Source organism: Gordonia sp. SCSIO 19800 (assembly GCF_018132775.1).
GTDB classification, from domain to species: domain Bacteria; phylum Actinomycetota; class Actinomycetes; order Mycobacteriales; family Mycobacteriaceae; genus Gordonia; species Gordonia hongkongensis.
The window spans coordinates 127,546-152,929 of sequence record NZ_JAGRQM010000008.1; the positions used below are offsets into that span (position 1 = coordinate 127,546).

Below are 25,384 nucleotides of genomic sequence, written 5' to 3' on the forward strand. Positions count from 1 at the left end.
ATGCGCTCTGTCCACTAGGCGACAGACAGCCAAACCTGGGCCGCTTCTCAGCCTGCCCTGAGGACAGTCACAGAGGCGCGTCGATCCGGTGCCTGAACTGCGGTTTTAGCGGATCTTGCAGATCGTGCAGCGCTGCTGGTCACCATTGCAGCAGCCTGCAGGACGTCGATGGCGAGGTCCAGCTCGGTGTCCGCGTCTGAGGTGGACGCCGTTACCGAAACTCCACCTTCGTCCGGCATATCGTCCCAGCTCGGGCCACCAAACAGCACTGTCATCATGCACCCGTCGCAAGCGACGGGACGAGCCGGGCAGCGCGCACAGTCGACGTACATAATGTGATCTCCATCTCATCTGGCGAGGGCGGGCCGCGTCGGCCCCGTTACGGGTCGGTGACCGTGAGAGCACCGCATTTCTCACGTCCAGGTGGAGACTAGGGGCGCCCACCGACAAGTCCGTCGAACAGCGATCGACACAGCAGTCACACGGGTCACACGACACACAGTCGGAGCGTCGCGGTCGTGATGTCGGTGGATCGAACTAGTGTTCGCCGGGTGACGCAGACCAGCGTGGACGGCTCGCCCGCGGGGCAGCTCACCTTCGCCGACCTGGAGGCCGCCGACCAGGGGGCCACGGGTGAGACGTCGAACGAGTTCAGCGACCGCTCGCTCTTCGAGACGACCCTCGTCGTCGTCGACCTCGAGACCACCGGGTCCGACCCGGTCCGTGACCGGATCACCGAGATCGGCGCGGTCAAGATCCGCGGCGGCGAGGTCGTCGGCGAGTTCGCCACGCTGGTCGACCCCGGCCGGCCGATCCCCCCGCAGATCGTGACCCTCACCGGCATCACCACCGCGATGCTGACCGACGCCCCCCGGATCGAGTCGGTGCTGCCGTCGTTCTTCGAGTTCGCCCGCGGCTCGATCCTGGTGGCCCACAACGCTCGTTTCGACATGGGTTTCCTTCGGCAGAACGCGATCCGGCTCCACCTGCCGTGGACGTTCAGCCTCAGCCTGTGCACGGTGACCATGGCCCGGCGCATCCTCAGCCGTGACGAGGCGCCGACGGTCAAGCTCAGCGCGCTCGCCGACCTGTTCGACGTCTCCGTGCGGCCCACCCACCGGGCGCTCGACGATGCGCGCGCCACGGTGGAGGTCTTCCACCGGCTCCTCGAGCGCGTCGGCAATCAGGGCATCGCGACCGTCGGCGACCTGACGTCGTATCTCCCGAAGACCAACCCGCGCCTGCGCGCCAAACGCGCACTCGCCGACCATGTCCCGGCCCGGCCCGGGGTGTACCTGTTCCGCGGCCCGTCGAACGAGGTCCTCTACGTGGGCACCGCGGTGGACCTCCGCCGCCGGGTCCGGTCGTACTTCAGTGGCAACGACCCGCGCCGCCGCATCGCGGAGATGGTGCTCCTCGCCCAGCGGGTCGACGTCGTGGAGTGTTCCCACGCCCTGGAGGCCGCCGTCCGCGAACTCCGGCTCCTCGGCGCGCACGCACCGGCGTACAACCGACGATCGACCCAGCCGCACAAGGGTTGGTGGGTGACCCTGACCGAGGAACGCTTCCCCCGGCTCAAGGTCAGCCGAACACCCACCGACGAGTCGATCGGCCCGGTGGGCAACCGCAACAACGCGGCGACCGTCGCCGACGTGATCTCGGCGGCCGCCGGTCTGCGCACGTGCACGACACGGCTCGGCGCGACGGGCTACCACTGGTGTCCCGAGGCCGATGGGAGGCGGCGGCCGGGGTCCTGCCGTGCGGCCACGGCGCAGCCGCAGACGGTGCCGGACTACTCTCCCCGGGTCACCGCGGCCCGCCGGCTCATGCGAGGTGAGGCCGACGAACTCCTCGACGGCCTCACCGCGCACCTCACCGACCTTGCCCAGGCCCACATGTTCGAGACCGCGGCGCGGCATCGGGACCGTCTCGCGCTCACGATCGACGCCCTCGCCCGCTGCCAGCGACTGGCCGCGCTGTGCGCGATCGCCGAGATCGTGGTCGCCCGGCCCGACGGTGAACGCGGCTGGCAGTTCGCGGTCATCCGGTACGGACGTCTCGCCGCCGCCGGACGCGCCCGACGCGGCGTCTCGCCCATGCCCGTCGTCGACGCGCTCGTCGCAGCCGCGGAGACCGTGTTACCGGCCCCCGGTCCGCTGCGGGGCGCGCCGGCCGAGGAGGTCGGCCTCGTGTACCGCTGGATGACCGAACCGGGCGCGCGCATCGTGTCGACGAGTGAGCCGGTCGCCCTGCCCGCCGGTTCCGCCGAACGCCGGCTCGGGTGGTCGCAGTCGGCGCACGACGCACGTGCGGCCAGACCCGTCGCCGACTCTCGCACACGGCAGGCGAGCTGAGGGCCACGCACCACTAGGCTGGCGGCATGATCACCGCCATCGTCCTCATCCAGGCCGACATCCACCGGATCCCGGAGACCGCCCAGGCCGTCGCCGACATCCCCGGGGTCGAAGAGGTGTACTCCTGTGCGGGCGACGTCGATCTGATCGCGAAGATCCGGGTCCGTGACCACGAACAGATCGCGACGGTCGTCACCGGCCAGATCAACCGGCTACCGGGGGTTCTCAAGAGCGCGACACACATCGCGTTCCGCAGTTACTCCAGCTCCGACGTCGAGGGTGGTTTCTCCATCGGCGAGAACTGACCCGCCGAACACTGAGCCCCACAAGGATTTCGGGGCAGCGTGACCGTCAGGCGGGCGCGGCGAGCCGGCCGCTGAGCTCAGCCCACCGCTGCAGCAGGTCGGCGGCGGCACCGTCGTCGATCGCATCGGCCGCACGCTCCTTCGCGGCGCCGAGGGCATCGGTCAGTTCCGCCGAGCTCATCGGGGCCTCCTGCTCGAACGCGACGATGGCGCCGGCCGAGTTCAGCAGCACCGCGTCCCGGACCGGGCCCGTGGTCCCGGCCAGCAACTCGCGGGCGATCGCGGCGTTGACCGTCGCGTCTCCCCCCTGCAGGGCGGAGAGTTCCACGCGCGCGATCCCCAGATCCGTCGGGTCGACGGTGAGTTCGTTCACCTGCCCGGCGACGACCTGCCAGACCGTCGACGTGGTGGTGGTCGTCAGTTCGTCGAGACCGTCGTCGCCGCGGACCACCAGCGCGGAGCCGCCGCGCTCGGCGAAAGCCCGCGCCAGAACCGGCGCCAGGTCGGCAAAGGCGCAGCCGATCAGCCCCCGGCTGGGTGTCGCCGGATTGGTCAGCGGCCCCAGCACGTTGAAGACCGTCGGGATGCCGATCTCCTTGCGCGGCGGACCGGTGAAGCGGAACGCCGGATGGAACACCGGCGCGAAGCAGAAGCCGATCCCGAGTTCTGCCACGCACTGCGCGACCGCGGCGGCATCGAGGGAGATGTCGACGCCGAGCGCCTCCAGCACATCGGCACCGCCGCTCTTCGACGACGCCGCACGGTTGCCGTGCTTGACCACCGCGACGCCCGACGCAGCGATCACGATCGACGTCATCGTGGAGATGTTCACCGTGTGCGACCGGTCGCCGCCGGTCCCCACGACGTCGACGGCCGGGCGACCGACGTCCACGAGCGTCGCGTGGTCGAGCATCGCGCGCGACAAGCCGAGGAGCTCCGCCGGTGCGGCGCCCTTCATCTTCACCCCGACGCCGAACGCGGCGATCTGGGCTCCGGTCGCACTGTCGGTCATGATCTCGTTCATCGCCCACGCGGCCTCGTCGGCGTCGAGGTCGAGGCGATCGGTGACCTTGCCGAGGATCTGCGGCCAGCTGAAGTCAGACTGTGCGGTGCTCACGGGGAGTCAGCATATTCGTGTTCAGAGCGGCGGACGCTGGAGGACGGCCCACTCGCGTGCGAATCCGCCGTGCCGCGAACCGAGGCTCGCCATCCGGGACCGTTCCTGCGACAGATGCATCGCGTCGAGCAGCTGGACCCGCGCCAGGACCAGGACCACGAGCCGATCGTCGCGCGGCGCCGGCCTCGGCCCCCAGCGTTCGTCGTCGACGGACTCGTAACCGTCGAGCGCGGCCACCGCGGCCGCGGCGGCCCGCCGGTCGGGTGGCACCTCGACGACATGCCGGAGGATCACCTCGTCCGCGGCTCGCCACGACGACGCGTCGAGCGCCACCGAACTCGCGATGGCGTCATCGTCGGACCGCGCCACCACCTCCACCCGCTCGTCCAGCGTCAGGGGACCGGCGCCGGCACGCGGGCGCAGCCGTGAGCGGAGCCGCGCCAGGCGACCCTGCTCGACGACTCGGCCGTTGAGATCACGGGGGCCGGGCGGCGCCGAACTGGACATGAACACACGGTAGCGAGCCGGGCGTCCGCCACACCCTTCCCGGACACGCCGAGGGTCACCCGATTCGGGCGCGGACCTGCGACGAGAGAAATAGTCGGGGGCAATTTCCGACCCGGGTGGCCACGGCTTACTACGAACCGTCATACTTCACTTGTGACAAGCGCTGTAGGTACCTCAGGAACAGCCATCACCTCGCGCGTGCACTCGCTGAACCGGCCCAACATGGTCAGCGTCGGCACGATCGTGTGGCTGTCCAGTGAGCTCATGTTCTTCGCTGGCCTCTTCGCGATGTATTTCGTCGCCCGTGCCAACTCCGCCGTCGGCTGGCCGCCGCCACCGACCGAGCTGAATCTCGCCCTCGCCATCCCGGTGACGACGATTCTCATCCTGTCGTCGGTGACGTGCCAGATGGGTGTCTTCGCCGCCGAGCGCGGTGACGTCTTCGGCCTCCGCCGCTGGTACGTCATCACCCTCATCATGGGAACGATCTTCGTGATCGGGCAGGCGTACGAGTACACCGTGCTGGTCGGCCACGGCACGACCCTCGCGTCGGATGCGTACGGCTCGGTCTTCTACATGACGACCGGGTTCCACGGCCTCCACGTGATCGGCGGTCTGATCGCGTTCGTGTATCTGCTCATCCGGACCAAGCTGTCGAAGTTCACGCCGGCGCAGGCAACCGCGGCCATCGTCGTCTCCTACTACTGGCATTTCGTCGACATCGTGTGGATCGGGCTGTTCGTCACGATCTACTTCATCCGATGACGCCGGCCCGTTCCACCACGACCGAGCGCAGCTCGATCTAACAACAGTCCGTCCCGCTTAGTAGAGAGTCACAGATGAGTTCATCTCCACCGCGTCCGTCGGATAGCGGCACCGAGGTCGGACCCGATGCCTCGGCCCGACGCTCCTCTGCACGCGACGCCGGCCGCCGCGCCAAGGCCCGACGCAAGCTCCGTCGGCGCGCAGGCGGCACCATCGTGCTGCTGGCCGGCCTCGTCATGGCGGGTGTGCTCGCCTCGGTGCTGACCCCCGAGCCGCAGGTCGCGGTCGCCGACGAGAGCAACGCCGCGATGATCGACGACGGTCGCAAGCTCTACGAGACCTCGTGCATCACCTGCCACGGCGCGAACCTCCAGGGCGTGCCCGAGCGCGGTCCCGCACTTCTCGGTGTCGGCGACGCCGCCGTGTACTTCCAGGTGTCGACCGGACGTATGCCGGCGGCGCGTGGTGAGGCGCAGGCCCAGCGCAAGCCGGCCAAGTTCACCACCGAGCAGATCGACCAGCTCGGCGCCTACATCCAGGCCGAGGGTGGCGGACCGCAGGTGCCGCGCAATGCCGACGGCACCGTCGCGATGGAGTCACTGCGCGGCGACAGCATCGGACGCGGCAGTGAGCTGTTCCGATTGAACTGCGCGTCGTGCCACAACTTCACCGGTCGCGGTGGCGCACTGTCCTCGGGCAAGTTCGCGCCGAACCTCGACGGGGTGAACGAGGCGCAGATCTACACCGCGATGCTGACCGGTCCGCAGAACATGCCCAAGTTCTCGAACCGTCAGCTCGATCCGGAAGAGAAGCGGGACGTGATCGCCTACGTCAAGTACGTGAGCGAGGCCAAGCCCAGTGGTGGTCTGGGCCTCGGTGGTTTCGGCCCGGTCAGTGAAGGCATGGTCATGTGGTTCGTCGGCGTCATCGCCATCGTCGCCGGCGCCATGTGGATGGGATCTCGAGCATGAGCGCGAACGACAAAGCCGTCCCGTCGCGGGACGAACTCGAACAGATGAGCACCGATGAGCTCGTCAAACTCGGCACCAATCTCGACGGCGTCGAGATCATCCACCGGTCCGAGCGTTACTCGGTGCCGGGCACCAAGGTCGAGAAGCGGGCCGAGCGTCAGGTGGCCATCTGGTTCACCGTGGCCGGCGTGTCCGCCCTCGCGTGCCTCGGGATCTTCCTGTTCAACCACTGGGAATTCGCCCTCCCGGACGATCCGAACTACTGGTGGTACACGTTCAACACGCCACTCCTCGGCGTGACGTTCGGTCTGTCGGTGTTCGCCATCGGCGTTGCGCTGATCCTCATCACCAAGAAGTTCATCCCGGCCGAGATCTCGGTTCAGGATCGTCACGACGGCGGATCGGCCGAGGTCGACAAGAAGACGATCGTCGGTCTGCTCCAGGACACCGGCGCCACGTCCACGCTGGGTCGTCGCAAGATGATCATCGGCTCTGCCGGTTTCGGTCTCGGCGCCTTCGCGGTCACCGGACTCGTGGCCTTCCTCGGCGGCTTCATCAAGAACCCGTGGGCCGAGGGCCCCGACTCGCCGCTGTGGCACTCGGGCTGGTCGCCGATCTACAACCCGCCGGAAGCGCCCAACGAGACCATCTACCTGCGGCGTGACACCGGCAACCCGTTCCAGGTCGCCCTGGTCCGGCCGGAAGATCTCGACGCCGGCGGTATGGAAACCGTGTTCCCGTGGCGTCGTTCGGACGGGTTCGGCGAGTCCGAGCACTCCCGCCATCTGCTGGAGGAGGGCCTGCACCAGGTCCGCAACCCCGTCATGCTCATCCGTCTGCGTCCCGAGGATGCGGCCCGTGCGGTCAAGCGCAAGGGTCAGGAGAGCTTCAACTACGGTGACTACTTCGCCTACACCAAGGTCTGCAGCCACCTCGGCTGCCCCGCCTCGCTCTACGAGCAGCGGAGCAACCGCATCCTGTGTCCCTGCCATCAGTCGCAGTTCGACGCCCTCGAGTACGCCAAGCCCATCTTCGGACCGGCCGCCCGTGCGCTGGCACAGCTGCCGATCACGGTGAACAACGAGGGCTACCTCGTTGCCGCAGGCGACTTCATCGAGCCCGTCGGTCCGGCATTCTGGGAGCGTAAGTCATGAGCATCGCCGAACGCCTCGGCACTCAAGCCGAAGAAGTGGACTCGCGGTATCACCTCGCCGCGGGCATGCGTCGCCAGATCAACAAGGTCTTCCCCACCCACTGGTCCTTCATGCTGGGTGAGATCGCGCTGTACAGCTTCATCATCCTGCTGGTGTCAGGCGTCTACCTGTCGCTGTTCTTCGATCCGTCGATGACGCGCGTGGTGTACGACGGCGCCTACCAGCCGCTGAACGGCGTGATGATGACCAAGGCGTACGAGACGACGCTGAACATCTCGTTCGAGGTGCGCGGCGGTCTCTTCGTCCGTCAGATCCACCACTGGGCGGCTCTGCTGTTCGCCGCGTCGATCATCATCCACATGATGCGCATCTTCTTCACCGGTGCGTTCCGACGTCCGCGTGAGGCCAACTGGATCATCGGTTGTCTCCTGCTGATCCTGGCGATGTTCGAGGGCTTCTTCGGTTACTCGCTCCCCGACGACCTCCTGTCGGGCACCGGCGTCCGCGCCGCCATGAGTGGCATCGTCCTCGGTATCCCGGTCGTCGGCACCTGGATCCACTGGGCACTGTTCGGCGGCGACTTCCCCGGCGTCATCATCATCCCGCGCCTCTACGTGCTGCACATCCTGCTCTTCCCGGGCATCATCCTGGCTCTGATCGGCGCACACCTCGCGCTGGTCTGGTACCAGAAGCACACGCAGTTCCCCGGCCCCGGCCGCACCGAGAAGAACGTCGTCGGCGTCCGCATCATGCCGGTCTTCGCTGCCAAGGCCGGCGCGATGTTCGCCTTCGTCACCGGCGTGCTGGCGATCATGTCAGGCGTCTTCCAGATCAACCCGGTCTGGAACATCGGTCCGTACAACCCGGCACAGGTGTCGGCCGGATCTCAGCCAGACATCTACATGATGTGGACCGACGGTCTGATACGTCTGTTCCCCGCGTGGGAGCTCTACCTGGGCAACTACACGGTGCCGATGTCGAACTGGGTCGTGCTGATCATGACCATCATCTTCGGCCTGATGTTCGCCTACCCGTGGATCGAGAAGAAGCTCACCGGCGACGATGCGCACCACAACCTGCTGCAGCGTCCCCGCGACACCCCGGTGCGGACGGCGATCGGCTCCATGGCGGTCTCGTTCTACATCCTGCTGACAATCGCATGTATGAACGACATCATCGCGTTCAAGTTCCACATCTCGCTGAACGCGACCACCTGGATCGGGCGTATCGGTCTGATCGTCCTGCCGCCGCTGGTCTACTTCATCGCCTACCGCTGGGCGCTCTCGTTGCAGCGCAGTGACCGCGAGGTCTTGGCACACGGTATCGAGACCGGCATCATCAAGCGGCTGCCGCAGGGTGAGTACATCGAGGTCCACCAGCCGCTCGGCCCGGTCGACAGCCATGGTCACCCGATCCCGCTCCCCTACGAGGGTGCGGCACTGCCCAAGCGGATGAACAAGCTCGGCTCCGCCGGTGCCCCGGGTACCGGTTCGATCCTCACGGCGGATCCGCCGGAGGAGCAGCTGCGGAACGTCGAACTCGAGCACGAGATCGAGGCCGGCGAGCGGAAGGCCCTCCGCGAGCTGCAGGCCAAGGGCGGCAACCCCTTCGGCGAGTAGTCGCAGGAAATCGCACGACCCACCGCGGGCCGTCGAGCACCATCTGGTGCGCGACGGTCCGCGGTTCGTTGTGCATAGTGGCCCACGTCGCCGACCGACACCGCTCCCCTCCCCCAGGGTGGCTGCCGGCGTGGGTCCGATGTGGCACGGTGTACCCCATGCACCGGTCACCTCCCCGAAGTTCCGGTCTGTCCCAGATCACCCGCGGGATGGGCACTCTCGATGCCGAGATCTACGATTCGATCGCGCGATCCCCGAGCCCGCTCCTCGACGTGACGATGCCGATGCTCACCCGGGCCGCCGACCATTCGAAGCTGTGGATGACGATCGCCGCCGGGCTCGCCGTGTCCGGCCGTCCCTCGCTGCAGCGCGGCGCCGCACGCGGACTGGTCTCGCTCGCCGTGACGAGTCTGGTCACCAACCAGGGGGCGAAGCGGATCCGCAACCGCTCGCGGCCCTCCCACGGACCGATCCCGTTGTCCCGGCGGGGTCGTCGACGCCCGACCTCCAACTCGCTGCCGTCCGGACACTCCGCCAGTGCTGCCGCCTTCGCGGTCGGTGTGGCCGTCGAAAATCCGCCCGCGGGTCTGTTGTTGTCGGCACTGGCCGGGCTCGTCGGGCTGTCCCGGGTGGCGACCGGGGCACACTACCCCGGCGACGTGGTCGCGGGGCTCGGCATCGGCGCCGTCATCGCCACGATCGGTGCCCGTGTCGTGCCGCCCATCACCGAACCGTCGCTGTCCCTGGCCGCCCCGTCGGTCGTCGATGTGGGACCCAACCCCGACGGGACCGGACTGGTCGTCGTCGTGAACCCGGGCTCCGCGGACGGACGGGGTCGCCGTGTGGTGGATGCGATCCGCACCGGGCTGCCGGCCGCCGAGATCATCGAGCTCGACGACACCGACGACATGGCAACCGTTTTCGCCGACGTGGCGGCCCGAGCGGAGATCCTGGGGGTGGCCGGCGGCGACGGCACCGTGGCGTGTGCCGCCGCTCCTGCGCTGGCCGCCGACATCCCCGTCGCGGTCTTCCCGGCCGGCACGTTCAACCACTTCGCGCGTGACATCGGTTGCGGCACGGTGGACACCACGATCGACGCGATTCGTTCGGGTTCGGCGTCCCGTGTCGACGCGATGTGGCTCAACAACTCCCGCCTGATCCTCAACACCGCGAGCATCGGCGCGCACCCCGACTTCGTCCGGGTCCGCCGGCGCCTCCAGCGGCGGATCAGCCGGCCGCTCGCGACCGCGGCGGCCGTATTGCACGTCCTCCGCAAAGACCCGCACGTCCGAATCGAGGTGGAGGGCCGTGTACTCGATGCGTCCCTGTTCCTCGTCGGCAACTCGATCTACCAGCCCACCGGATTCCTGCCGTCGCGACGCATCCGGCTCGACGACGGCCTTCTCGACGTACGGATCCTCGAGACAAGCCACCGCTGGGCGACCCTGCGACTCCTGGGTTCACTCGCGCTCGGTCGTCTTGAACGCTCTCACCTGTACCACGAGATGCAGGTCCCCGAGTTCCGCTTCACCGCGGTCGACGGCCCCGTCGCGGTCTCACACGACGGCGAGGTCGAGGAGTCGTTCTCGCAGGCCGACTTCCGCGTGGACTACCGCGTCCTGAAGGTCTTCCGGCCGGTCGGCCGGGAGCGTCCCTGACCGCTCACCGAGGGTCGCTCGGCGAAGACACGAGAGCGCCCCACCGGAGATCCGGTGGGGCGCTCTCGTGGTGCGTGCGCGGCGCCGTGCGGCGTCGGCGTCAGTGCCTGTCGCTCAGTGCTTCTCGGGGCCGACGTGGTACTCGAAGACCAGTCCCGCCGCGGTGCCCATGATGACGACGGCCGCGAAGATCGCCAGCCAGAAGTTGCCGGTCGCGAAACCGACCGCGAACGTCGAGGCGCCGAGCGCGATCAGGATGGGCCACCAGGAGTGCGGGCTGAAGAAGCCCAGCTCCCCGGCGCCGTCCTCGACCTCGGCGTCCTCGTAGTCCTCGGGACGGATCTCGACGCGTCGGGCGACGAACCGGAAGAACGTGCCCGCGATGAGCGTCAGGCCGGCCGCGAAGAACAGGCCGACGACGCCGACCCACTCGATGCCCTTGCTGGTGAACGCGGTGAAGAGGGTGTATGCGACGCCCGTCAGAAAGAAGAAGGCGGTCAGCATCTCGAAGAGGCGTGCCTCGATCTTCATCGTCAGCTCACTTCCTTGGTGCAGTTGGCGAGGGTCGGGTTGTCGGGATCACCGGTGGCACCGACGGAGCCGTCGGTCGCGCGGCGGGTGTCGAACGGCACCGTGGTCACCGCTTCGGGTGCCTGGCAGATCGACGCGAGCGCTTCCGCATTGGTGGCGCTGGGGTTCGCCTCGCGGAACCGGATGTAGCTGTCGAAGTCCTCCGGCGAGACGGCGCGGACCTCGAAGTTCATCATCGAGTGGTACGTACCGCACATCTCGGCACAGCGGCCGACGAAGGCGCCGGTCCGGTCGATCGACTTGATCTGGAAGATCGGGTCGGTCGCGTTCTGCTCGGGGAACGGGAAGACGTCGCGCTTGTAGAGGAACTCCGGCACCCAGAACGAGTGGATGACGTCGGCCGAGGCGATGTTGAACTCGATGCGCTTGCCGGTCGGCAGCACCAGGACCGGGATCTCCGACGACGAGCCGACCGTCTCGATCCGGTCGAATCTCAGGTAGTCGCGGATGTCGTCGTCACGACCACCGGCCGGACCGGGCAGCTCACCGTGCTCGCCGCCCTCGTCGCTGCCGGCGTGCTCGGTCTCGGCGCCGCTACCGGTCTGCGCCTGGATCTCGAACGGGTTGCCGTTCTGCTCGAAGCCGTTGTAGGTGGTGCCGTCGGAGAACTCGACCTGGTTGTAGCCGAACTTCCAGTTCCACTGGAACGCGGTGACGTCGACGACGACCTTGGAGTCGTTGTTCTTGCCCTCGACGTTGTTCTGCACGATGACCGTGAAGTAGAAGAGCACGGCGATGATGACGAACGGGATCGCCGTGTAGGTGAGCTCCAGCGGCACGTTGTATGCCGTCTGGCGCGGGAACACGCCCTTCTTGGCGTCGTTCGCGCGGTGGAACGTGATCGTCCAGAAGATCAGCGCCCAGACCAGGACACCCATGACCAGCGCCGCGATGACCGACCAGGTCCACAGATCGACCATCTCTTTGCCGTCGGGCGTGACGCCCTCGGGCCAACCGAAACGCATCGCCTCACTGGCGCTGCAACCCGACATCAGCAGTGCGCCGAGGCCGAGAGCGGCGACGAATCCGAGTCGCTTCATCGTCCGCGACGCTGATGAGACACGCCTCGCTCGGGGCCGTCCACCGTGTGCCAATTTCACGCCTTCCTGCTCGCTCACCGGCGCCCTCGCGCCGAGGTGAGTGCATGCCACATGACCTGCACGGGGCAAGGTCTTGCCGTGGACACACAGCAATTCTTGCACCTAGTACTACGCAGCGTAGACCAACCCGCGGAAGCTGTCGGAATCGGGGCGCGATCGGCGTCGTGTCCCCTTCCCTCGGTCCCGCACCGGCGCCCACGGGTCGCGCGCGACAGTCGCGTTCGCTCGCACGGCCCACCGCGCCACGTAGGAACTCCGCCCGCCGCTTCAGGCATACTCGGACGCGATCCGACCCGGCGTCGGAATCGTGCGTGGACTGGCAACTGAACGGAGAGAACGAGACGTGTGTGGTCTGCTCGGCCTGCTGACATCCGACGGAACGGCCGCCGATGTCGTCGAACCGGTGGCGGTGGCCTCGCACTGCATGCGGCATCGCGGACCCGACGAGCCCGGTACATGGCACGACGACGACATCGTGTTCGGGTTCAATCGCCTCTCGATCATCGACATCGAGCATTCGCATCAGCCGCTGCGCTGGGGCCCGCCCGAGAATCCCGACCGTTACGCGCTGGTGTTCAACGGCGAGATCTACAACTACCTGGAGATCCGCGCCGAGCTGGCGACGGACGAGGGGGTGCTGTTCCGGACCGAGGGTGACAGCGAGGCGATCGTCGCAGCGTTCCACCACTGGGGCCCCGACGCGGTCAAACGGCTTCGCGGCATGTTCGCCTTCGCGATCTGGGACACCGAGAACCGCTCGCTCTTCCTCGCCCGCGACCCTTTCGGCATCAAGCCGCTGTTCGTCGCGTCGGGCCCCGGCGGGCTGATCTTCGGCAGCGAGAAGAAGAGCCTGCTCGAGCTGATCGAACGCGTCGGGCTGTCGACCGAGCTCGATCCCCGCGCGATCGAGCACTACACCGTGCTGCAGTACGTCCCGGAGCCCGAGACGATCCACGCGTCGATCCGGCGGCTCGAGTCGGGCTGCCACGCGACCGCCACGCCGGGCAGTCCCCTGTCGATCCGGCGTTACTTCACCCCGCAGTTCGGTGTCCGCCCGGTCACCGAGGCCACCCGGCAGAAGCGGTACGACGAGATCGCCGACGTCCTCGCCGATTCGGTCGCCAAGCACATGCGCGCCGACGTCACGGTCGGGTCGTTCCTGTCCGGCGGCATCGATTCGACGGCCATCGCGGCGCTCGCGATCCGGCACAACCCCGACCTCATCACCTTCACCACCGGCTTCGAGCGCGAGGGCTACTCGGAGGTCGACGTCGCCGCCGAGTCCGCGGAGGCGATCGGCGCTCGGCATGTCGTGAAGGTCGTCGGGCCGTCGGAGTTCATCGAGTCGATCCCGTCGATCGTCTGGTACCTCGACGATCCGGTCGCCGACCCTGCACTCGTCCCGCTGTACTTCGTGGCAGCCGAGGCGCGCAAGCACGTCAAGGTGGTCCTGTCCGGCGAGGGCGCCGACGAGTTGCTCGGCGGCTACACGATCTACAAGGAACCGCTGTCCCTCGCCGCGTTCGACCGGCTGCCCCGTGCGCTGCGTCGTGCGGCGGGCAAGGTGTCCGAGCGGATTCCGGAGGGGACCCGCGGCAAGAGCCTGCTGCACCGCGGGTCGCTCACGCTCGAGGAGCGCTACTACGGCAACGCCCGCAGCTTCGACGACGCGCGGCTCCGCGCGGTGCTGCGCGACTACCGTCCCGAATGGACCCACACCGACGTCACCGCACCGATCTACGCGATGAGCCAGGGCTGGGACCCGGTGGCCCGCATGCAACATCTGGACCTCTTCACCTGGCTGCGCGGCGACATCCTGGTCAAGGCCGACAAGATCACCATGGCCAACTCCCTCGAGCTGCGGGTGCCGTTCCTCGACCCAGAGGTCTTCGCGATCGCCGAAGGTCTCCCCCACGACGAGAAGATCGCGCACGGCACAACGAAATACGCGTTGCGCAAGGCGCTGGAGCAGATCGTCCCGGCGCACGTCCTGCATCGCAAGAAGCTCGGCTTCCCGGTCCCCATCCGCCACTGGCTGGCCGGCACCGAGATGTTCGACTGGGCGCACGACACGATCATGCATTCGCAGACCGATCACATCTTCGCCAAGGACGCGGTTGTCGCGATGCTCAGCGAGCACCGAGAAGGCGTGGTGGACAACAGCCGTCGTCTCTGGACGGTCCTGATGTTCATGGTCTGGCACGGCATCTTCGTCGAGGGCACGATCGTTCCGGAGATCATCGACCACACCTACCCCGTGCGGGTCTGATTCCCCGACAACCGAAGCCGCCCACGAATCCGGGGCGGCTTCGGTGGCGACGGGATCAGTGCGCGAGCTTGAGACCGATGACCCCGCCGACGATCGTCACCAGGAACAGCGCCTTGAGCAGCGAAACCGGTTCCTCACCGGTGGCCATCGCATAGACGACGGTCAGCACCGCGCCGATACCGACCCACACCGCATAGGCGGTCCCGACCGGCAGATCGCGCATCGCATAGGCCAGTCCGACCATGCTGGCGACCAGCGCGACCCCGAACACGGCCGTCGGACCCAGCTTGCTGAAACCCTCCGACTTGCCCAGCGCGGTTGCCCACACGGCTTCCAGGACACCGGACACGATCAGAACGATCCACGACATGACGCTCCCTCCGGGCCGTCTTGTCGCACACCGGGTACAGCACCCCTCGTCCGGGAGTCCTCGATCGGGACTCCGTTCCAACGTCTCACGCCGGGGCGGGGGTGGCAACGTCAGACGCGTCACCACCCCGGAGAACCGGACTCAGCCGGCGAACGCCGCCTTGATCTCCGCGGCGGCCTCGGCGCCGTAGGCGCCTTCGATCCGAGCCAGGGCCGAGTCCGGGTCCCAGGCCCAGTCCTGTGTCGAGACGGTCTCCAGCACCAGCACCGCGACCATCGAGCCGACCTGTGCGGCCCGCTCGAAGTCGAGTCCGCGCGCCAGCGCGGACAGGAACCCGGCGCGGAACCCGTCGCCGACACCGGTGGGGTCGACCTTCTCCGTCTCCGGCACGACGGGGACGTGGATGCGCGTGCCGTCGCGGTCGACGATCTCGACGCCGTCCTTGCCGAGCGTCGTGACGCGCACGCCGACCATCTCCGCGACCTGCGCCTCGGACAAACCGGCTTTCTGGCGCAGCAGTCCCCACTCGTACTCGTTGGTGAACAGGTAGGCGGCGCCGTCGATGAGCGTGCGCGTCTGCTCCCCGTCGAGGCGGGCCAGCTGCTGCGACGGGTCCGCCGCGAACGGGATACCGGCGGCCCGGCACTCTTCGGTGTGGCGGATCATCCCGGCCGGATCGTCGGCCCCGATGAGGACGAGGTCGGGCGCCCCGACCTCCGCGATCACCTCGGACAGCACGATCTCGCGGCTCTCGCTCATCGCGCCGGCGTAGAACGTGGCGAGCTGGGCCATCGTCTCGTCGGTGGTGCACATGAACCGGGCGGTGTGGTGGGTCTCCGAGACCCGCACGCCGCGGCAGTCGACCCCGTTGGATTCGAGCCACTGGCGGTAGTCCTGGAAGTCGGACCCGACCGCGCCGACCAGAACGGGCGCACCGCCGAGCTGTCCCATCGCGTAGCAGATGTTGCCGCCGACACCGCCGCGTCGAACGACGAGATCCTCCACGAGGAAGCTGAGGGAGATGTGTTCGAGGTGGTCTCCGAGCAGCTGCTCGGAGAACTTGCCCGGGAACTTCATCAGATGGTCGGTTGCGATGGACCCACACACAACGATTGCCACTGGAGATCTCGACCCTTCGATTGGTTGCCCGACGGATGTACCCAGCAGGTGGTCACCTCACCCGGACAGGTGATGACGCAGACAGGTGTCCACGCTACTCACTCATCGGGATACGACACCGGCCGCACCCCAAGTGGGATGCGGCCGGTGCCGGAAGTTCGCTGACGTGTAGGTCGTCAGTTGAACGAGTCGCCGCAGGCGCAACTGCCGGTGGCGTTCGGGTTGTCGATGGTGAAGCCCTGCTTCTCGATGGTGTCGACGAAGTCGATGGTGGCTCCCTGCACGTAGGGGGCGCTCATGCGGTCGACGGCGAGGGTGACGCCACCGAAATCGGTGGTGATGTCGCCGTCGAGAGTGCGGTCGTCGAAGAAGAGCTGGTATCGCAGGCCCGCGCAACCACCCGGCTGTACGGCGATACGCAGCGCGAGGTCGTCGCGGCCCTCCTGGTCGAGCAGCGCCTTGGCCTTCGACGCGGCTGCGTCGCTGAGGATGACGCCGGTGCTCGTGGCTGTGCCCGTTTCGTTCTGCACGGTCATGGATGCTCCTGTAAGTGGTGTGGTCCCGGTGCATCGTGGCCCGATGCCGTGGTTGGGGTGTGCCCTCACGGTCGTTCGGGATTCACCCGCTCGCCGGGAGGTCGACCGGTGTGCCCGTGCGTACAACCGTACTCCTCCCCGTGGTATTCCCGTCCAGTCGGACGGGGGTTTCCGGGAGGTCGGCACCCGATTCGGCGGCACGGCGCGACGCCGAGGTCAGCCCGGACCGTCCGCCGCCCGGAAGTCGGATGCGACCGATGTCGCGAGCACGACGAGCTGGTTCTCCGCATCGTTCATCGCGACCTCGACCGATCCGGCGATGTCGACGATCGCGTACGCGGCCGCGACACCGGCCGCGCGGATCTCGTCGGGGCCCAGTGCGACCTGCCCCGCGAGGACGATCGTCGGCGCACCCGCGCCCCGGGCGCCGATCGTCGAGGCCGCGTCGTGCAGTGCGGCGACCACCTTGCCCCGGAGCGTCTGGGCGTCGAACTTCCCCTCTCCGGTGACCACGACATCGGCCGCGGCCACCTCGGCCGCCAGCCCGGTCGCCTCCGCGACGACGGTGGCACCGGACACCCGGGTACCGCCGAGCGCGAGCAGCGCCGCACCCAGACCGCCCGCGGCGCCGGCGCCGGGCTCATCGGCGACATCCCGGTCGGCGAGCGCACTCAACACCTGTGCCCAGTGGGCGAGGCGCGTCTCGAGCAGTTCGACCGTCTCCGGGTCGGCGCCCTTCTGCGGACCGAAGACGGCGGCGGCTCCCGACGGCCCGAGCAGCGGGTTCTCCACATCGGACGCCACCACCAGATCCACACCCCGGAGTCGCTCCCGGGCGCGGTCGCCGCCGCCGAGGGCTTCCACGAGGCCGGCGCCGCCATCGGTGGTCGCACTGCCGCCGAGCCCGACCACGATCCGCTCGGCCCCGCGCGCCAGCGCCGCCGCGACGAGCTCGCCGACCCCGCGGGTATCGGCTGCCGTCGCCGTACGCGGCGTCGGCGTCCCGCCCAGCTGGTGCAGACCGCACGCCTGGGCGCACTCGATGTATGCGGTCGACGCGTCGTCGAGAAGCCATCGCGCGATGACCCCCGCCCCGAGCGGACCGGACACCGGTTCGGCGATCACGGTCCCGAACCGCGAGGCGAGCACGTCGACGAAGCCGGGTCCGCCATCCGACTGCGGAGCCACGACGAGCTCGTCCCCATGCCGTGCCGCACGCCACCCCCGGGCGATCGCCCGAGCCGCGACCACTGCGGACATGGTGTCACCGAACGAATCCGGCGCGATCAGGATCCGCACCGGGATCCCGCCGTCGGCCCCGTGGGTGCTCCACCGCGCTGCGCGCCGTTCCCGGTCATGAGCACGGAGTGTAAGTGGCCGAACCCGACCCGGCAGCGCGACATCGACGCAGGACGGATCCGCGATACACCGCGCGACGCCGCGGATGCCGAGTCCGCCGGGGTGACCACCCGACAGCGACGACCACGCGTTTGTCTCGCAACATCGATCACCTAGGCTCTACAGCGTGAAGCTGCCATGGAAGAAGGACGACACCCAGGCGGATTCCGGCGACAGCTCGGTCTCCACCTACACCGCCGACGACGAGTCCGGCACCGACGTCGCGCCCTCCACCAAGGGCAGCAAGTACACCCCGGGCAAGGGTCGTCCGACGCCGTCTCGCCGACAGGCCGAGAACAAGCGACGCGGTCCCGTCGCACCGCCCCCGACGAACCGCGCCGAGGCGCGCGCCCGCAAGAAGGAACTGAAGTCCACGCTCTCCAAAGAGGAGAAGCGCGCACTCTCCGCCGAGCGCCGCGAGAAGCGGCTCCAGCAGCGCGAACGGATGATGGCCGGCGACGAGGCCTACCTGATGCCGCGCGACAAGGGCGCCTCGCGGCGCTACACCCGCGACATCGTCGACGCCCGACGCAACTTCGCCGGGCTGTTCATGCCGTTCGCGATCCTGCTGATCGTGCTGATGTTCCTGGTCCCGCAGGCGGCGGCGCTGACCAACCTGATCCTGGTCGCCTTCGTCGTGCTGATGGCGGCCGACGGGGTGATCCTGGGCCGCATGGTCAACCGGCGGGTCGCCGAACGTTTCCCCGAGTCCAGCGACGGCGGTTTCAAGCTGGGCTGGTACGCGTTCACGCGCGCGATGCAGCTGCGCAAGATGCGCGCCCCCAAGCCGATGGTCTCGCCGGGCGACGAAGTCTGATCGATGACCGATCGCGCAGTGCGCACCCTCGTCCTCGGCGGCGTGCGCTCGGGTAAATCCGCGCACGGAGAGTCGTTGCTCGACGGCCACCGTCAGATCCGCTACCTGGCCACGGGCCCGCTGACGTCCTCCGACGGGGAGTGGATGGACCGGGTCCGGCGCCATCGCGAACGCCGCGACGACCGGTACACGACGATCGAGACGACCGATCTCGGCCATGCCCTGCGCACCGCGCCCGACATCCCGGCCCTCGTCGACGACCTGGGCAACTGGCTCACCGCGCAGATCGACGCCGTCCACGGATGGACCTCGGGTTCGGAGATCGACCTGGACGGCCGGATCGACGACCTCTGCGATGCCCTGCGCGCGATGTCGGCCGACGTGGTGATCATCAGCCCGGAAGCCGGCCTCTCGCTCGTACCGCCCACCCCCGCCGGCCGGGTGTTCCAGGACCTGCTCGGGACCCTCAACGTCCGGGTCGCCGAGGTGTGCGAGCGTGTCGATCTCGTCGTCGCCGGCCGGGTCCTCAACCTCCCCGCCGGAGCACCCGCCGACGAGTCCGAAATCCCCCGTGCAACAGCCGGCGCGGACCCGACCGGCAACGCGGGCCCGGCGTCGGCCACCCCGGTTTCGGACACCCCGACGACGACTCCGCCCGCCTCCGACGACCCCATTCCGACACCGCCGAGCACGGCGGCCGCGGTGGCAACCACTTTCGGCACATCACCCGAACCTGTTGCGGGCGTAGGCGTCTCGGAGCGGCCCCGGCCCGACCCCACGGATTCCGAGGTGTTCGCGCCGATCGCGCCGCCGAACGAGGCGGTCGCGCAGGACGCGCGGAAACGGCAGGCGGTACTCACCAAGCCGCCGGGGTCGCTGGGCCGCGTCGAGGAGATCGGCGTCTGGATCGCCGCCTGCCAGGGGCAGTGTCCGCCCGCGCCACTCACCTCCCCCACCGTCGTCGTCTTCGCCGGCGATCACGGTGTCGCACGCGGCGGGGTGTCGGCGTTCCCACCCGAGGTGACCGCGCAGATGGTCGCCAACATCGCCGCGGGGGGTGCCGCGGTGAACGTGATGGCAGGCCGTGTCGGCGCCGCGGTGAAGGTCGTCGACATGTCCGTCGACGCCGACACCCCGCCGGAACTGTCACGGTACAAGGTCCGTCGCAGCAGCGAAGACCTCCGCACCACCGACACCATCAGCCTCGCCGAGGCACGCGAGGCGCTGGCCGCCGGCCGCGCCATCGCCGACGACCTCGTCGACTCGGGCACCGACCTGCTCATCGCCGGCGAGATGGGCATCGGCAACACCACCCCGGCGACCGTCCTCATCGGCGCGCTGACCCGGCGCGAGCCGGTCGAGATCGTCGGCCGCGGCACCGGCGTCGACGACGCCGGATGGATGCGGAAGACGGCCGCGATCCGAGACGGAATGCGTCGCGCGCGCAAGGTCATCCACGACCCCCTCGCGCTGCTCGCCGCCGTCGGCGGCGCCGATCTCGCCGCCACCGTCGGCTTCCTCGCCCAAGCGGCGCTGCGTCGGACGCCGGTCATTCTCGACGGCGTGGTGATCACCGCCGCGGCGATGGTCGCCAACGAACTCGCACCGGGCGCGATGCGCTGGTGGATCGCCGGACACCGATCGGTCGAACCCGCCCATCAGATCGCGCTCGACCACCTCGATCTCGTTCCGGTGCTGGACCTCTCGATGCGCCTGGGCGAAGGCAGCGGTGCCGTCCTGGCACTGCCGATCGTGCAATCCGCCGCCGACCTGCTCGGCTCGATGGCCACCTTCGACGAGGCGGGGGTGTCCGACCGGGAGGCCGAGCACGCCACCGTCGAGACGACCTGACGCCGAACCGATCCGAGATGATCTCGCCGATCCGGGCGCTGCGAACCGCGTTCAGCTGGCTCACGGTGGTACCCGTCGGTGGTCACGCAGGCGCTTCCGCACCCGACCGGGAGCTGGGAGCGGCGGTCATGGCGTCGGTCCCGGCGATCGGCGCTGCCCTGGGCGCGGCGTCGGCTGGACTGGCTTTCGGCCTCGCGCAGACCGACCTCCCGGCGCTCACGGCGGGCGTGCTGATCGTCGTGCTGCTCGGCGTCGCCACCCGGGGCATGCACCTCGACGGGCTCGCCGACACCGCGGACGGACTCGGGTGCTACGGGCCGCCCGATCGTGTCACCGAGGTCATGCGCAGCGGCACCGTCGGACCGTTCGGCGTCGCGACGCTGGTCCTCACGCTGGCCGTGCAGTCGACCGGGTTCGCCGCGCTCGCGGACGGGTCTCGTTGGTACGACCTCGCTTTCGCGATCGCCCTCGGGCGGCTCGGCGCAGTCGTCGGCACCCGGCGGTCCCTGGAACCGGCCCACCACAACGGTTTCGGCGCCCTGGTCGCGGGGACCCAGCGCACCTCGGTCGCCGCGTGGTTCGTGGTGGCCCTGCTCGCAACCGTGCCGCTCGGACTGTCCGCCCACGGAATCGACGGCGGCCACGTCGAGGTGGCCGCCGTCGTCCAGGGGTGTGCGATCGTGCTGGCCGTGACCGCCTTCGCGTGGTGGTTCACGAGGCACTGCGCCCGCCGGATGGGCGGGATGACCGGCGACGTGCTGGGCGCGACCATCGAACTCGGGGTCGCGATCGGCGTCGTCGGTCTCCTGCTCTGAGGCGTCGTGGCGCCGCTCAGCGGCGGTAGAGCTCCGTCATCCACCCGTGGGTGTCGGCGAACGTCCCGCGCTGGATGCCGGTCAGGGTGTCACGCAACGCCTGCGTCACCTCACCGGTCTCACCGTTGTTGATGGTGTAGTCCTCGCCCTCACCCTTGACCCGACCGACCGGGGTGATGACCGCGGCGGTGCCACAGGCGAACACCTCGGTGATGTCGCCCGACGCCACGCCCTTGCGCAGCTCCTCGGTGGTGATCTTGCGTTCCTCGACCTCGAAGCCGGCATCGGTGGCCAGCGTCAGCAGCGACGAACGGGTGATGCCGGGCAGCAGTGAGCCCGACAACTCGGGGGTCACCAGCCGGGCGTCGGCGCCTGAGCCGAACACGAAAAACAGATTCATGCCGCCCATCTCCTCGATGAAGCGGCGTTCGATCGCGTCGAGCCACACGACCTGGTCGCACCCCTGCTCGGTGGCCTGCCGCTGGGCGAGGAACGCGGCGGCATAGTTGCCACCGCACTTGGCGAATCCGGTGCCGCCCGGTGCCGCACGCACATACTCGGTGGACAGCCAGACACTCACCGGCTTGATCCCACCGGCGAAGTAGGCGCCCGCCGGCGAGGCGATGACCGAGTAGATGTAGCTGGAGGACGGGGCGTTGACGCCGAGGCTGGCCTGCGACGCGAACATGAACGGACGGAGGTAGAGCGCCTCTTCGCCGCCGGCGGCGGGCACCCACTCGTTGTCGGCCTCGAGCAGGGCCTTGAGCGAGGCGATGAAATCCTCGACCGGCAGCGCGGGCATCGCGAGCCGCTCCGCGCTGCGCTGGAGACGCGCGGCGTTCGCCTCGGGGCGGAACGCGGCGATCGAACCGTCCGGCTGCCGATAGGCCTTGAGCCCCTCGAACACCTCTTGGCCGTAGTGCAGAACCGTGGCCGCGGGGTCGAGGGCGATCGGACCGTACGGCTTCACCGTGGCGTTGTGCCAACCCACCCCTGCGTCGTAATCGATCATCACCATGTTGTCGGTGAAGTGGCGCCCGAATCCGGGGGCGGACAGGATCTCCGCGCGCCGGCCCTCAGACACCGGGTGCGGATGCTCGGTACGGTTGAACTCCAAGGTCATCACGCCATCGTACCGCCGGGCACAAAAGCATTTCCCCGCCCGGTCGGCTGACCCCCGGGGCTGCGTGGGACGCCGCGCGAGGGCCCGCAGGTCACACGTGCGACGGCACGAACGGCGGGATCACGACCTCGCACGCCAGGTCCCGCCCGCGGACGTCGACGACGACCTCGTCGCCTTTGCGCACCCCGGACGCCGTATCGAGCAGGGCCAGTGCGATGCCCTGTTTGAGGGTGGGCGAGAACGTCCCCGACGTACAGGTGCCGATCTGCTGGTCCGTCCCCGCCAGGCGGACCACACACCCCGCACGCGGTACTCCGCGGCCGGTCGCCCGCAACCCGTACAGACGACGCGTCGGTCCGGCCTCCTTCTCGGCGAGTAGAGCGTCGCGTCCGAAGAACGACGGCTTGTCCCAGCCGACCGCCCAACTCGACCGCGCCTGCACCGGCGAGATGTCGGGCCCCAGCTCGTGGCCGTGCAGGGCGTACCCCATCTCGGTACGCAGGGTGTCTCGTGCGCCCAGGCCGGCGGGCAACCCGCCGGCTGCCGTGATCGCCTCCAGCAGGACGTCGAACACGGCGCCCGCATCGTCCCACCGCGGCACGATCTCGTACCCGCGTTCACCGGTGTATCCGGTGCGGCACACGCGGACCGCTGCCACACCACTGGCGGTCGTCAGGTCGGCATCGGCGAACGCCATGTACTCCATGTCGGCGGGCAGTCCGAGCCCGGCCAGGATCTCGGGCGACTTCGGCCCCTGCACCGCCAGGACGGCGAGGTCGCGGTGCTGGTCGGTGATCGAGATCCCCTCTGGCGCAACCGCTTGCAGCTGGGCGACCACGGACGCGGTGTTCGCCGCGTTGGGCACCAGGAACACCTCGTGCTCGCCGACGAGGTAGGCGATCAGGTCGTCGACGACGCCGCCGGAGTCGTTGCAGCACAACGTGTATTGGGCTTTGCCGGGGACGATCTTGCCGAGGTCGTTGGTGAGCGTCGAGTTGACGAAGGCCGCCGCACCCGCGCCGGACACCAGTGCCTTGCCGAGGTGGCTGACGTCGAAGATGCCCACGCTCTCCCGCACCGCGGCGTGCTCGGCGACCGTGCCGGAGTAGGACACCGGCATGTTCCAGCCGCCGAACTCGGCGAAGGTGGCCCCCAGTGCGGCATGACGGTCGGCGATCGGCCCGGCGAGGAGTTCACTCATGCCGTCCACGCTATCGGGCGACCCCGCCCGCCGGGCACGGACGCGGCGTTCGTCTGCACGTCCTCCCGCTGGGACTCGGCGCCGCCGGAGCTGTGGCAGAGTTGACCGGGTGAGCAAGAACGACACCGTCGACCGCACGCGCGGCCCCGAACTCGAACTGTCCACCTCGATCGGCAAGGACGACTCCGCCCTGGTCATCGGCCTGATCAGCGCCTCGTCCCCCGACGACGCCGAGAAGGCCGACCCCACAGCCGAACCGACCCTTGCCATCGGCGACGGCATCCTCGACGACGCCCAGGCCGCCGCCATCACCGCCGCTCTCACCGCCCTCGGCGCGACCGGGTCCCACGGCGAGGTCACCCGGACCGCGGCCCCGGAGTCGCTGCCCGTCGACATCGTCGTCGCCGTCGGCCTGGGCGATGCCGACAACCTCGACGACGCCGACCAGGTCCGGCAGGCCGCCGGCGTCGTCGCCCGTGAACTCGACGGTCACGAGTCGGTCGCCACCACGCTCTCGGCCGTCGACCTGGCTGCCGCCGCCGAGGGACTGTTCCTCGGCGCCTACCGGTTCGACGAGTTCCGTTCGGACAAGTCGAAGCCCAAGAAGACTCCGCCGCAACGCATCACGCTGCTGGTCGAATCGAAGTCCAAGGAGGCCAAGGCCGCTGTGGAGCGCGCGGTCGCAGTGGCCGACTCGGTGGCGATCGCCCGCGACTTCGTCAACACCCCGCCGAGCCACCTGTATCCCGAGGAGTTCGCCGCCCGCGCCCGCACCCTCGGCAGCAAGGCCGGGCTCAAGGTCGAGATCCTCGACGACAAGCAGCTGGAGGCGCAGGGTTACGGCGGGATCATCGGCGTCGGCAAGGGCTCGTCCCGGCTGCCGCGCCTCGTCCGGCTGACCCACACCGCGAAGAAGTCGCCGAAGAAGGTCGCGCTCGTCGGCAAGGGCATCACCTTCGACACCGGCGGTATCTCGATCAAACCCGCCGCCAACATGGACGCGATGACCTCGGACATGGGCGGCGCGGCCGCGGTCATCGCGGCGACGATCCTGGCCGCCCGGCTCGATGTCGACGTGACGGTGATCGCCACCGTCCCCATGGCCGAGAACATGCCGTCGTCGACTGCGCAGCGCCCCGGCGACGTGCTCACCCAGTACGGCGGTCGCACGGTCGAGGTCCTCAACACCGACGCCGAGGGACGGCTGATCCTCGCCGATGCCATCGTGCGGGCCTGCGAGGACGATCCCGACTATCTCATCGACACCGCGACCCTGACCGGCGCCCAGATGGTGGCACTCGGCACCCGGACACCGGGCGTCATGGGCACCGACGGGTTCCGCGACCGGGTCGCGGCCCGGTCGGCCGATGTGGGTGAGAACGCCTGGGCGATGCCGCTCCCCGCCGAGCTGCGCGCAGACCTGAAGTCCCGCGTCGCGGACCTGGCGAACGTGACCCCCCACCGCTGGGGCGGGATGCTCGCCGCGGGCATCTTCCTGAAGGAGTTCGTGCCCGAGGACGTGCAGTGGGCCCACATCGACATCGCCGGGCCCGCCTTCAACACCGGCGGCCCGTGGGGTTACACGACGAAGGGCGGTACGGGCGTCCCCGTCCGGACCATCGCGGCCGTACTCGAGGACATCGCCGCGAACGGCTGAGAACACCTTCGGCGAGCCGCGGCCGAGACCGGTGCCGCGGCCGCCGGAGAATCGTTACCGACGAGTACGAGCCGAACCGAGTCGGCG

22 protein-coding genes and 1 riboswitch are annotated in these 25,384 nt (G+C 69.0%); of the genes, 12 read left to right on the forward strand and 10 right to left on the reverse strand.

Going from position 1 to position 25,384, the window contains the following annotated elements:
* Positions 1-521 precede the first annotated feature (521 nt).
* On the forward strand, positions 522-2,354 hold the full coding sequence (locus KB201_RS11695) for a DEDD exonuclease domain-containing protein (RefSeq protein WP_249145345.1): 1,833 nt from the start codon (positions 522-524) through the stop codon (positions 2,352-2,354).
* Between the two features lie 26 nt (positions 2,355-2,380).
* Entirely contained in the window at positions 2,381-2,659 is a 279-nt protein-coding gene (locus KB201_RS11700; protein WP_058253073.1) for an Lrp/AsnC family transcriptional regulator, read from the forward strand.
* A 46-nt stretch (positions 2,660-2,705) separates the two neighbouring features.
* Here the strand turns inward: KB201_RS11700 and trpD are convergent, their stop codons facing one another.
* Both trpD and KB201_RS11710 read right to left on the reverse strand, forming a co-directional pair.
* A complete protein-coding gene (trpD, locus tag KB201_RS11705; protein ID WP_078112807.1) occupies positions 2,706-3,776 on the reverse strand; it encodes an anthranilate phosphoribosyltransferase in 1,071 nt (356 codons plus the stop codon).
* Between the two features lie 21 nt (positions 3,777-3,797).
* Positions 3,798-4,283, reverse strand: coding sequence for a hypothetical protein (locus tag KB201_RS11710; RefSeq protein WP_078112873.1), 486 nt, complete (start codon positions 4,281-4,283; stop codon positions 3,798-3,800).
* Between the two features lie 153 nt (positions 4,284-4,436).
* On the opposite strand from KB201_RS11710, the gene KB201_RS11715 reads away from it, so the two are divergent.
* From KB201_RS11715 to KB201_RS11735, 5 genes are all read left to right on the forward strand, one after another.
* Entirely contained in the window at positions 4,437-5,048 is a 612-nt protein-coding gene (locus KB201_RS11715; protein ID WP_065630046.1) for a heme-copper oxidase subunit III, read from the forward strand.
* 74 nt (positions 5,049-5,122) lie between these two features.
* Positions 5,123-6,019 carry a c-type cytochrome gene (locus KB201_RS11720; protein WP_058253076.1) on the forward strand — a complete coding sequence of 299 codons (897 nt, stop codon included), beginning with the start codon at positions 5,123-5,125 and terminating at the stop codon, positions 6,017-6,019.
* Positions 6,016-7,173: a ubiquinol-cytochrome c reductase iron-sulfur subunit gene (locus KB201_RS11725; protein WP_078112806.1), complete on the forward strand. Its 1,158-nt coding sequence runs from the start codon at positions 6,016-6,018 to the stop codon at positions 7,171-7,173. Before KB201_RS11720 ends, KB201_RS11725 begins: the two co-directional genes overlap by 4 nt.
* Positions 7,170-8,792 carry a cytochrome bc complex cytochrome b subunit gene (locus KB201_RS11730; RefSeq protein WP_058253078.1) on the forward strand — a complete coding sequence of 541 codons (1,623 nt, stop codon included), beginning with the start codon at positions 7,170-7,172 and terminating at the stop codon, positions 8,790-8,792. The genes KB201_RS11725 and KB201_RS11730 overlap by 4 nt, the downstream gene beginning before the upstream one ends.
* A gap of 209 nt (positions 8,793-9,001) precedes the next feature.
* Positions 9,002-10,450: a bifunctional phosphatase PAP2/diacylglycerol kinase family protein gene (locus KB201_RS11735; protein WP_078112805.1), complete on the forward strand. Its 1,449-nt coding sequence runs from the start codon at positions 9,002-9,004 to the stop codon at positions 10,448-10,450.
* A gap of 114 nt (positions 10,451-10,564) precedes the next feature.
* Here KB201_RS11735 and KB201_RS11740 read toward each other — a convergent pair whose 3' ends face one another.
* Positions 10,565-10,981: a cytochrome c oxidase subunit 4 gene (locus KB201_RS11740; protein ID WP_058253080.1), complete on the reverse strand. Its 417-nt coding sequence runs from the start codon at positions 10,979-10,981 to the stop codon at positions 10,565-10,567.
* Between the two features lie 2 nt (positions 10,982-10,983).
* On the reverse strand, positions 10,984-12,081 hold the full coding sequence (locus KB201_RS11745; RefSeq protein WP_211539334.1) for a cytochrome c oxidase subunit II: 1,098 nt from the start codon (positions 12,079-12,081) through the stop codon (positions 10,984-10,986).
* A gap of 403 nt (positions 12,082-12,484) precedes the next feature.
* On the opposite strand from KB201_RS11745, the gene asnB reads away from it, so the two are divergent.
* Entirely contained in the window at positions 12,485-14,410 is a 1,926-nt protein-coding gene (gene asnB, locus KB201_RS11750; RefSeq protein WP_211539335.1) for an asparagine synthase (glutamine-hydrolyzing), read from the forward strand.
* A gap of 55 nt (positions 14,411-14,465) precedes the next feature.
* Here the strand turns inward: asnB and KB201_RS11755 are convergent, their stop codons facing one another.
* The 4 genes from KB201_RS11755 to KB201_RS11770 all read right to left on the reverse strand — a co-directional run bounded on the left by KB201_RS11755 (position 14,466) and on the right by KB201_RS11770 (position 17,734).
* Entirely contained in the window at positions 14,466-14,780 is a 315-nt protein-coding gene (locus KB201_RS11755; protein ID WP_211539336.1) for a multidrug efflux SMR transporter, read from the reverse strand.
* 9 nt (positions 14,781-14,789) lie between these two features.
* Positions 14,790-14,856: riboswitch (guanidine-III (ykkC-III) riboswitch) on the reverse strand.
* 65 nt (positions 14,857-14,921) lie between these two features.
* Positions 14,922-15,899 carry a carbohydrate kinase family protein gene (locus KB201_RS11760; RefSeq protein ID WP_211539337.1) on the reverse strand — a complete coding sequence of 326 codons (978 nt, stop codon included), beginning with the start codon at positions 15,897-15,899 and terminating at the stop codon, positions 14,922-14,924.
* Positions 15,900-16,075: 176 nt separating this feature from the next.
* Entirely contained in the window at positions 16,076-16,435 is a 360-nt protein-coding gene (locus KB201_RS11765; protein ID WP_058253100.1) for an iron-sulfur cluster assembly accessory protein, read from the reverse strand.
* A gap of 216 nt (positions 16,436-16,651) precedes the next feature.
* Positions 16,652-17,734: a glycerate kinase gene (locus KB201_RS11770; RefSeq protein WP_211539338.1), complete on the reverse strand. Its 1,083-nt coding sequence runs from the start codon at positions 17,732-17,734 to the stop codon at positions 16,652-16,654.
* Between the two features lie 226 nt (positions 17,735-17,960).
* Between KB201_RS11770 and KB201_RS11775 the strand changes: the two genes are divergently transcribed.
* From KB201_RS11775 to KB201_RS11785, 3 genes are read left to right on the forward strand one after another with little or no spacing between them, the layout of a single operon-like run.
* Entirely contained in the window at positions 17,961-18,650 is a 690-nt protein-coding gene (locus KB201_RS11775; protein WP_058253102.1) for a DUF3043 domain-containing protein, read from the forward strand.
* 3 nt (positions 18,651-18,653) lie between these two features.
* The gene (cobT, locus tag KB201_RS11780; protein WP_211539339.1) at positions 18,654-20,501 is read left to right on the forward strand and encodes a nicotinate-nucleotide--dimethylbenzimidazole phosphoribosyltransferase; all 1,848 of its coding nucleotides are present in this window, start codon (positions 18,654-18,656) and stop codon (positions 20,499-20,501) included.
* 17 nt (positions 20,502-20,518) lie between these two features.
* Positions 20,519-21,316: an adenosylcobinamide-GDP ribazoletransferase gene (locus KB201_RS11785; RefSeq protein WP_211539340.1), complete on the forward strand. Its 798-nt coding sequence runs from the start codon at positions 20,519-20,521 to the stop codon at positions 21,314-21,316.
* Positions 21,317-21,332: 16 nt separating this feature from the next.
* On the opposite strand, the gene KB201_RS11790 is transcribed toward KB201_RS11785, so the two are convergent.
* Positions 21,333-22,439, reverse strand: coding sequence for a branched-chain amino acid aminotransferase (locus KB201_RS11790; RefSeq protein WP_058253105.1), 1,107 nt, complete (start codon positions 22,437-22,439; stop codon positions 21,333-21,335).
* A 91-nt stretch (positions 22,440-22,530) separates the two neighbouring features.
* Entirely contained in the window at positions 22,531-23,640 is a 1,110-nt protein-coding gene (gene gcvT, locus KB201_RS11795) for a glycine cleavage system aminomethyltransferase GcvT (protein ID WP_159371065.1), read from the reverse strand.
* A gap of 109 nt (positions 23,641-23,749) precedes the next feature.
* Here gcvT and KB201_RS11800 point away from each other — a divergent pair, with 109 nt between their 5' ends.
* The gene (locus KB201_RS11800; protein WP_078112798.1) at positions 23,750-25,297 is read left to right on the forward strand and encodes a leucyl aminopeptidase; all 1,548 of its coding nucleotides are present in this window, start codon (positions 23,750-23,752) and stop codon (positions 25,295-25,297) included.
* The last annotated feature ends 87 nt before the right edge of the window (positions 25,298-25,384 follow it).

Bases quoted from the DNA above. Each gene is read 5' to 3' on its own strand.
- KB201_RS11695 (WP_249145345.1), top strand. From the start codon at position 522: ATGTCGGTGGATCGAACTAGTGTTCGCCGGGTGACGCAGACCAGCGTG.
- KB201_RS11700 (WP_058253073.1), top strand. From the start codon at position 2,381: ATGATCACCGCCATCGTCCTCATCCAGGCCGACATCCACCGGATCCCG.
- KB201_RS11710 (WP_078112873.1), bottom strand. From the start codon at position 4,283: ATGTCCAGTTCGGCGCCGCCCGGCCCCCGTGATCTCAACGGCCGAGTC.
- KB201_RS11720 (WP_058253076.1), top strand. From the start codon at position 5,123: ATGAGTTCATCTCCACCGCGTCCGTCGGATAGCGGCACCGAGGTCGGA.
- KB201_RS11725 (WP_078112806.1), top strand. From the start codon at position 6,016: ATGAGCGCGAACGACAAAGCCGTCCCGTCGCGGGACGAACTCGAACAG.
- KB201_RS11730 (WP_058253078.1), top strand. From the start codon at position 7,170: ATGAGCATCGCCGAACGCCTCGGCACTCAAGCCGAAGAAGTGGACTCG.
- KB201_RS11735 (WP_078112805.1), top strand. From the start codon at position 9,002: ATGGGCACTCTCGATGCCGAGATCTACGATTCGATCGCGCGATCCCCG.
- KB201_RS11740 (WP_058253080.1), bottom strand. From the start codon at position 10,981: ATGAAGATCGAGGCACGCCTCTTCGAGATGCTGACCGCCTTCTTCTTT.
- KB201_RS11745 (WP_211539334.1), bottom strand. From the start codon at position 12,081: ATGAAGCGACTCGGATTCGTCGCCGCTCTCGGCCTCGGCGCACTGCTG.
- KB201_RS11755 (WP_211539336.1), bottom strand. From the start codon at position 14,780: ATGTCGTGGATCGTTCTGATCGTGTCCGGTGTCCTGGAAGCCGTGTGG.
- KB201_RS11765 (WP_058253100.1), bottom strand. From the start codon at position 16,435: ATGACCGTGCAGAACGAAACGGGCACAGCCACGAGCACCGGCGTCATC.
- cobT (WP_211539339.1), top strand. From the start codon at position 18,654: ATGACCGATCGCGCAGTGCGCACCCTCGTCCTCGGCGGCGTGCGCTCG.
- KB201_RS11785 (WP_211539340.1), top strand. From the start codon at position 20,519: ATGATCTCGCCGATCCGGGCGCTGCGAACCGCGTTCAGCTGGCTCACG.
- KB201_RS11790 (WP_058253105.1), bottom strand. From the start codon at position 22,439: ATGACCTTGGAGTTCAACCGTACCGAGCATCCGCACCCGGTGTCTGAG.
- gcvT (WP_159371065.1), bottom strand. From the start codon at position 23,640: ATGAGTGAACTCCTCGCCGGGCCGATCGCCGACCGTCATGCCGCACTG.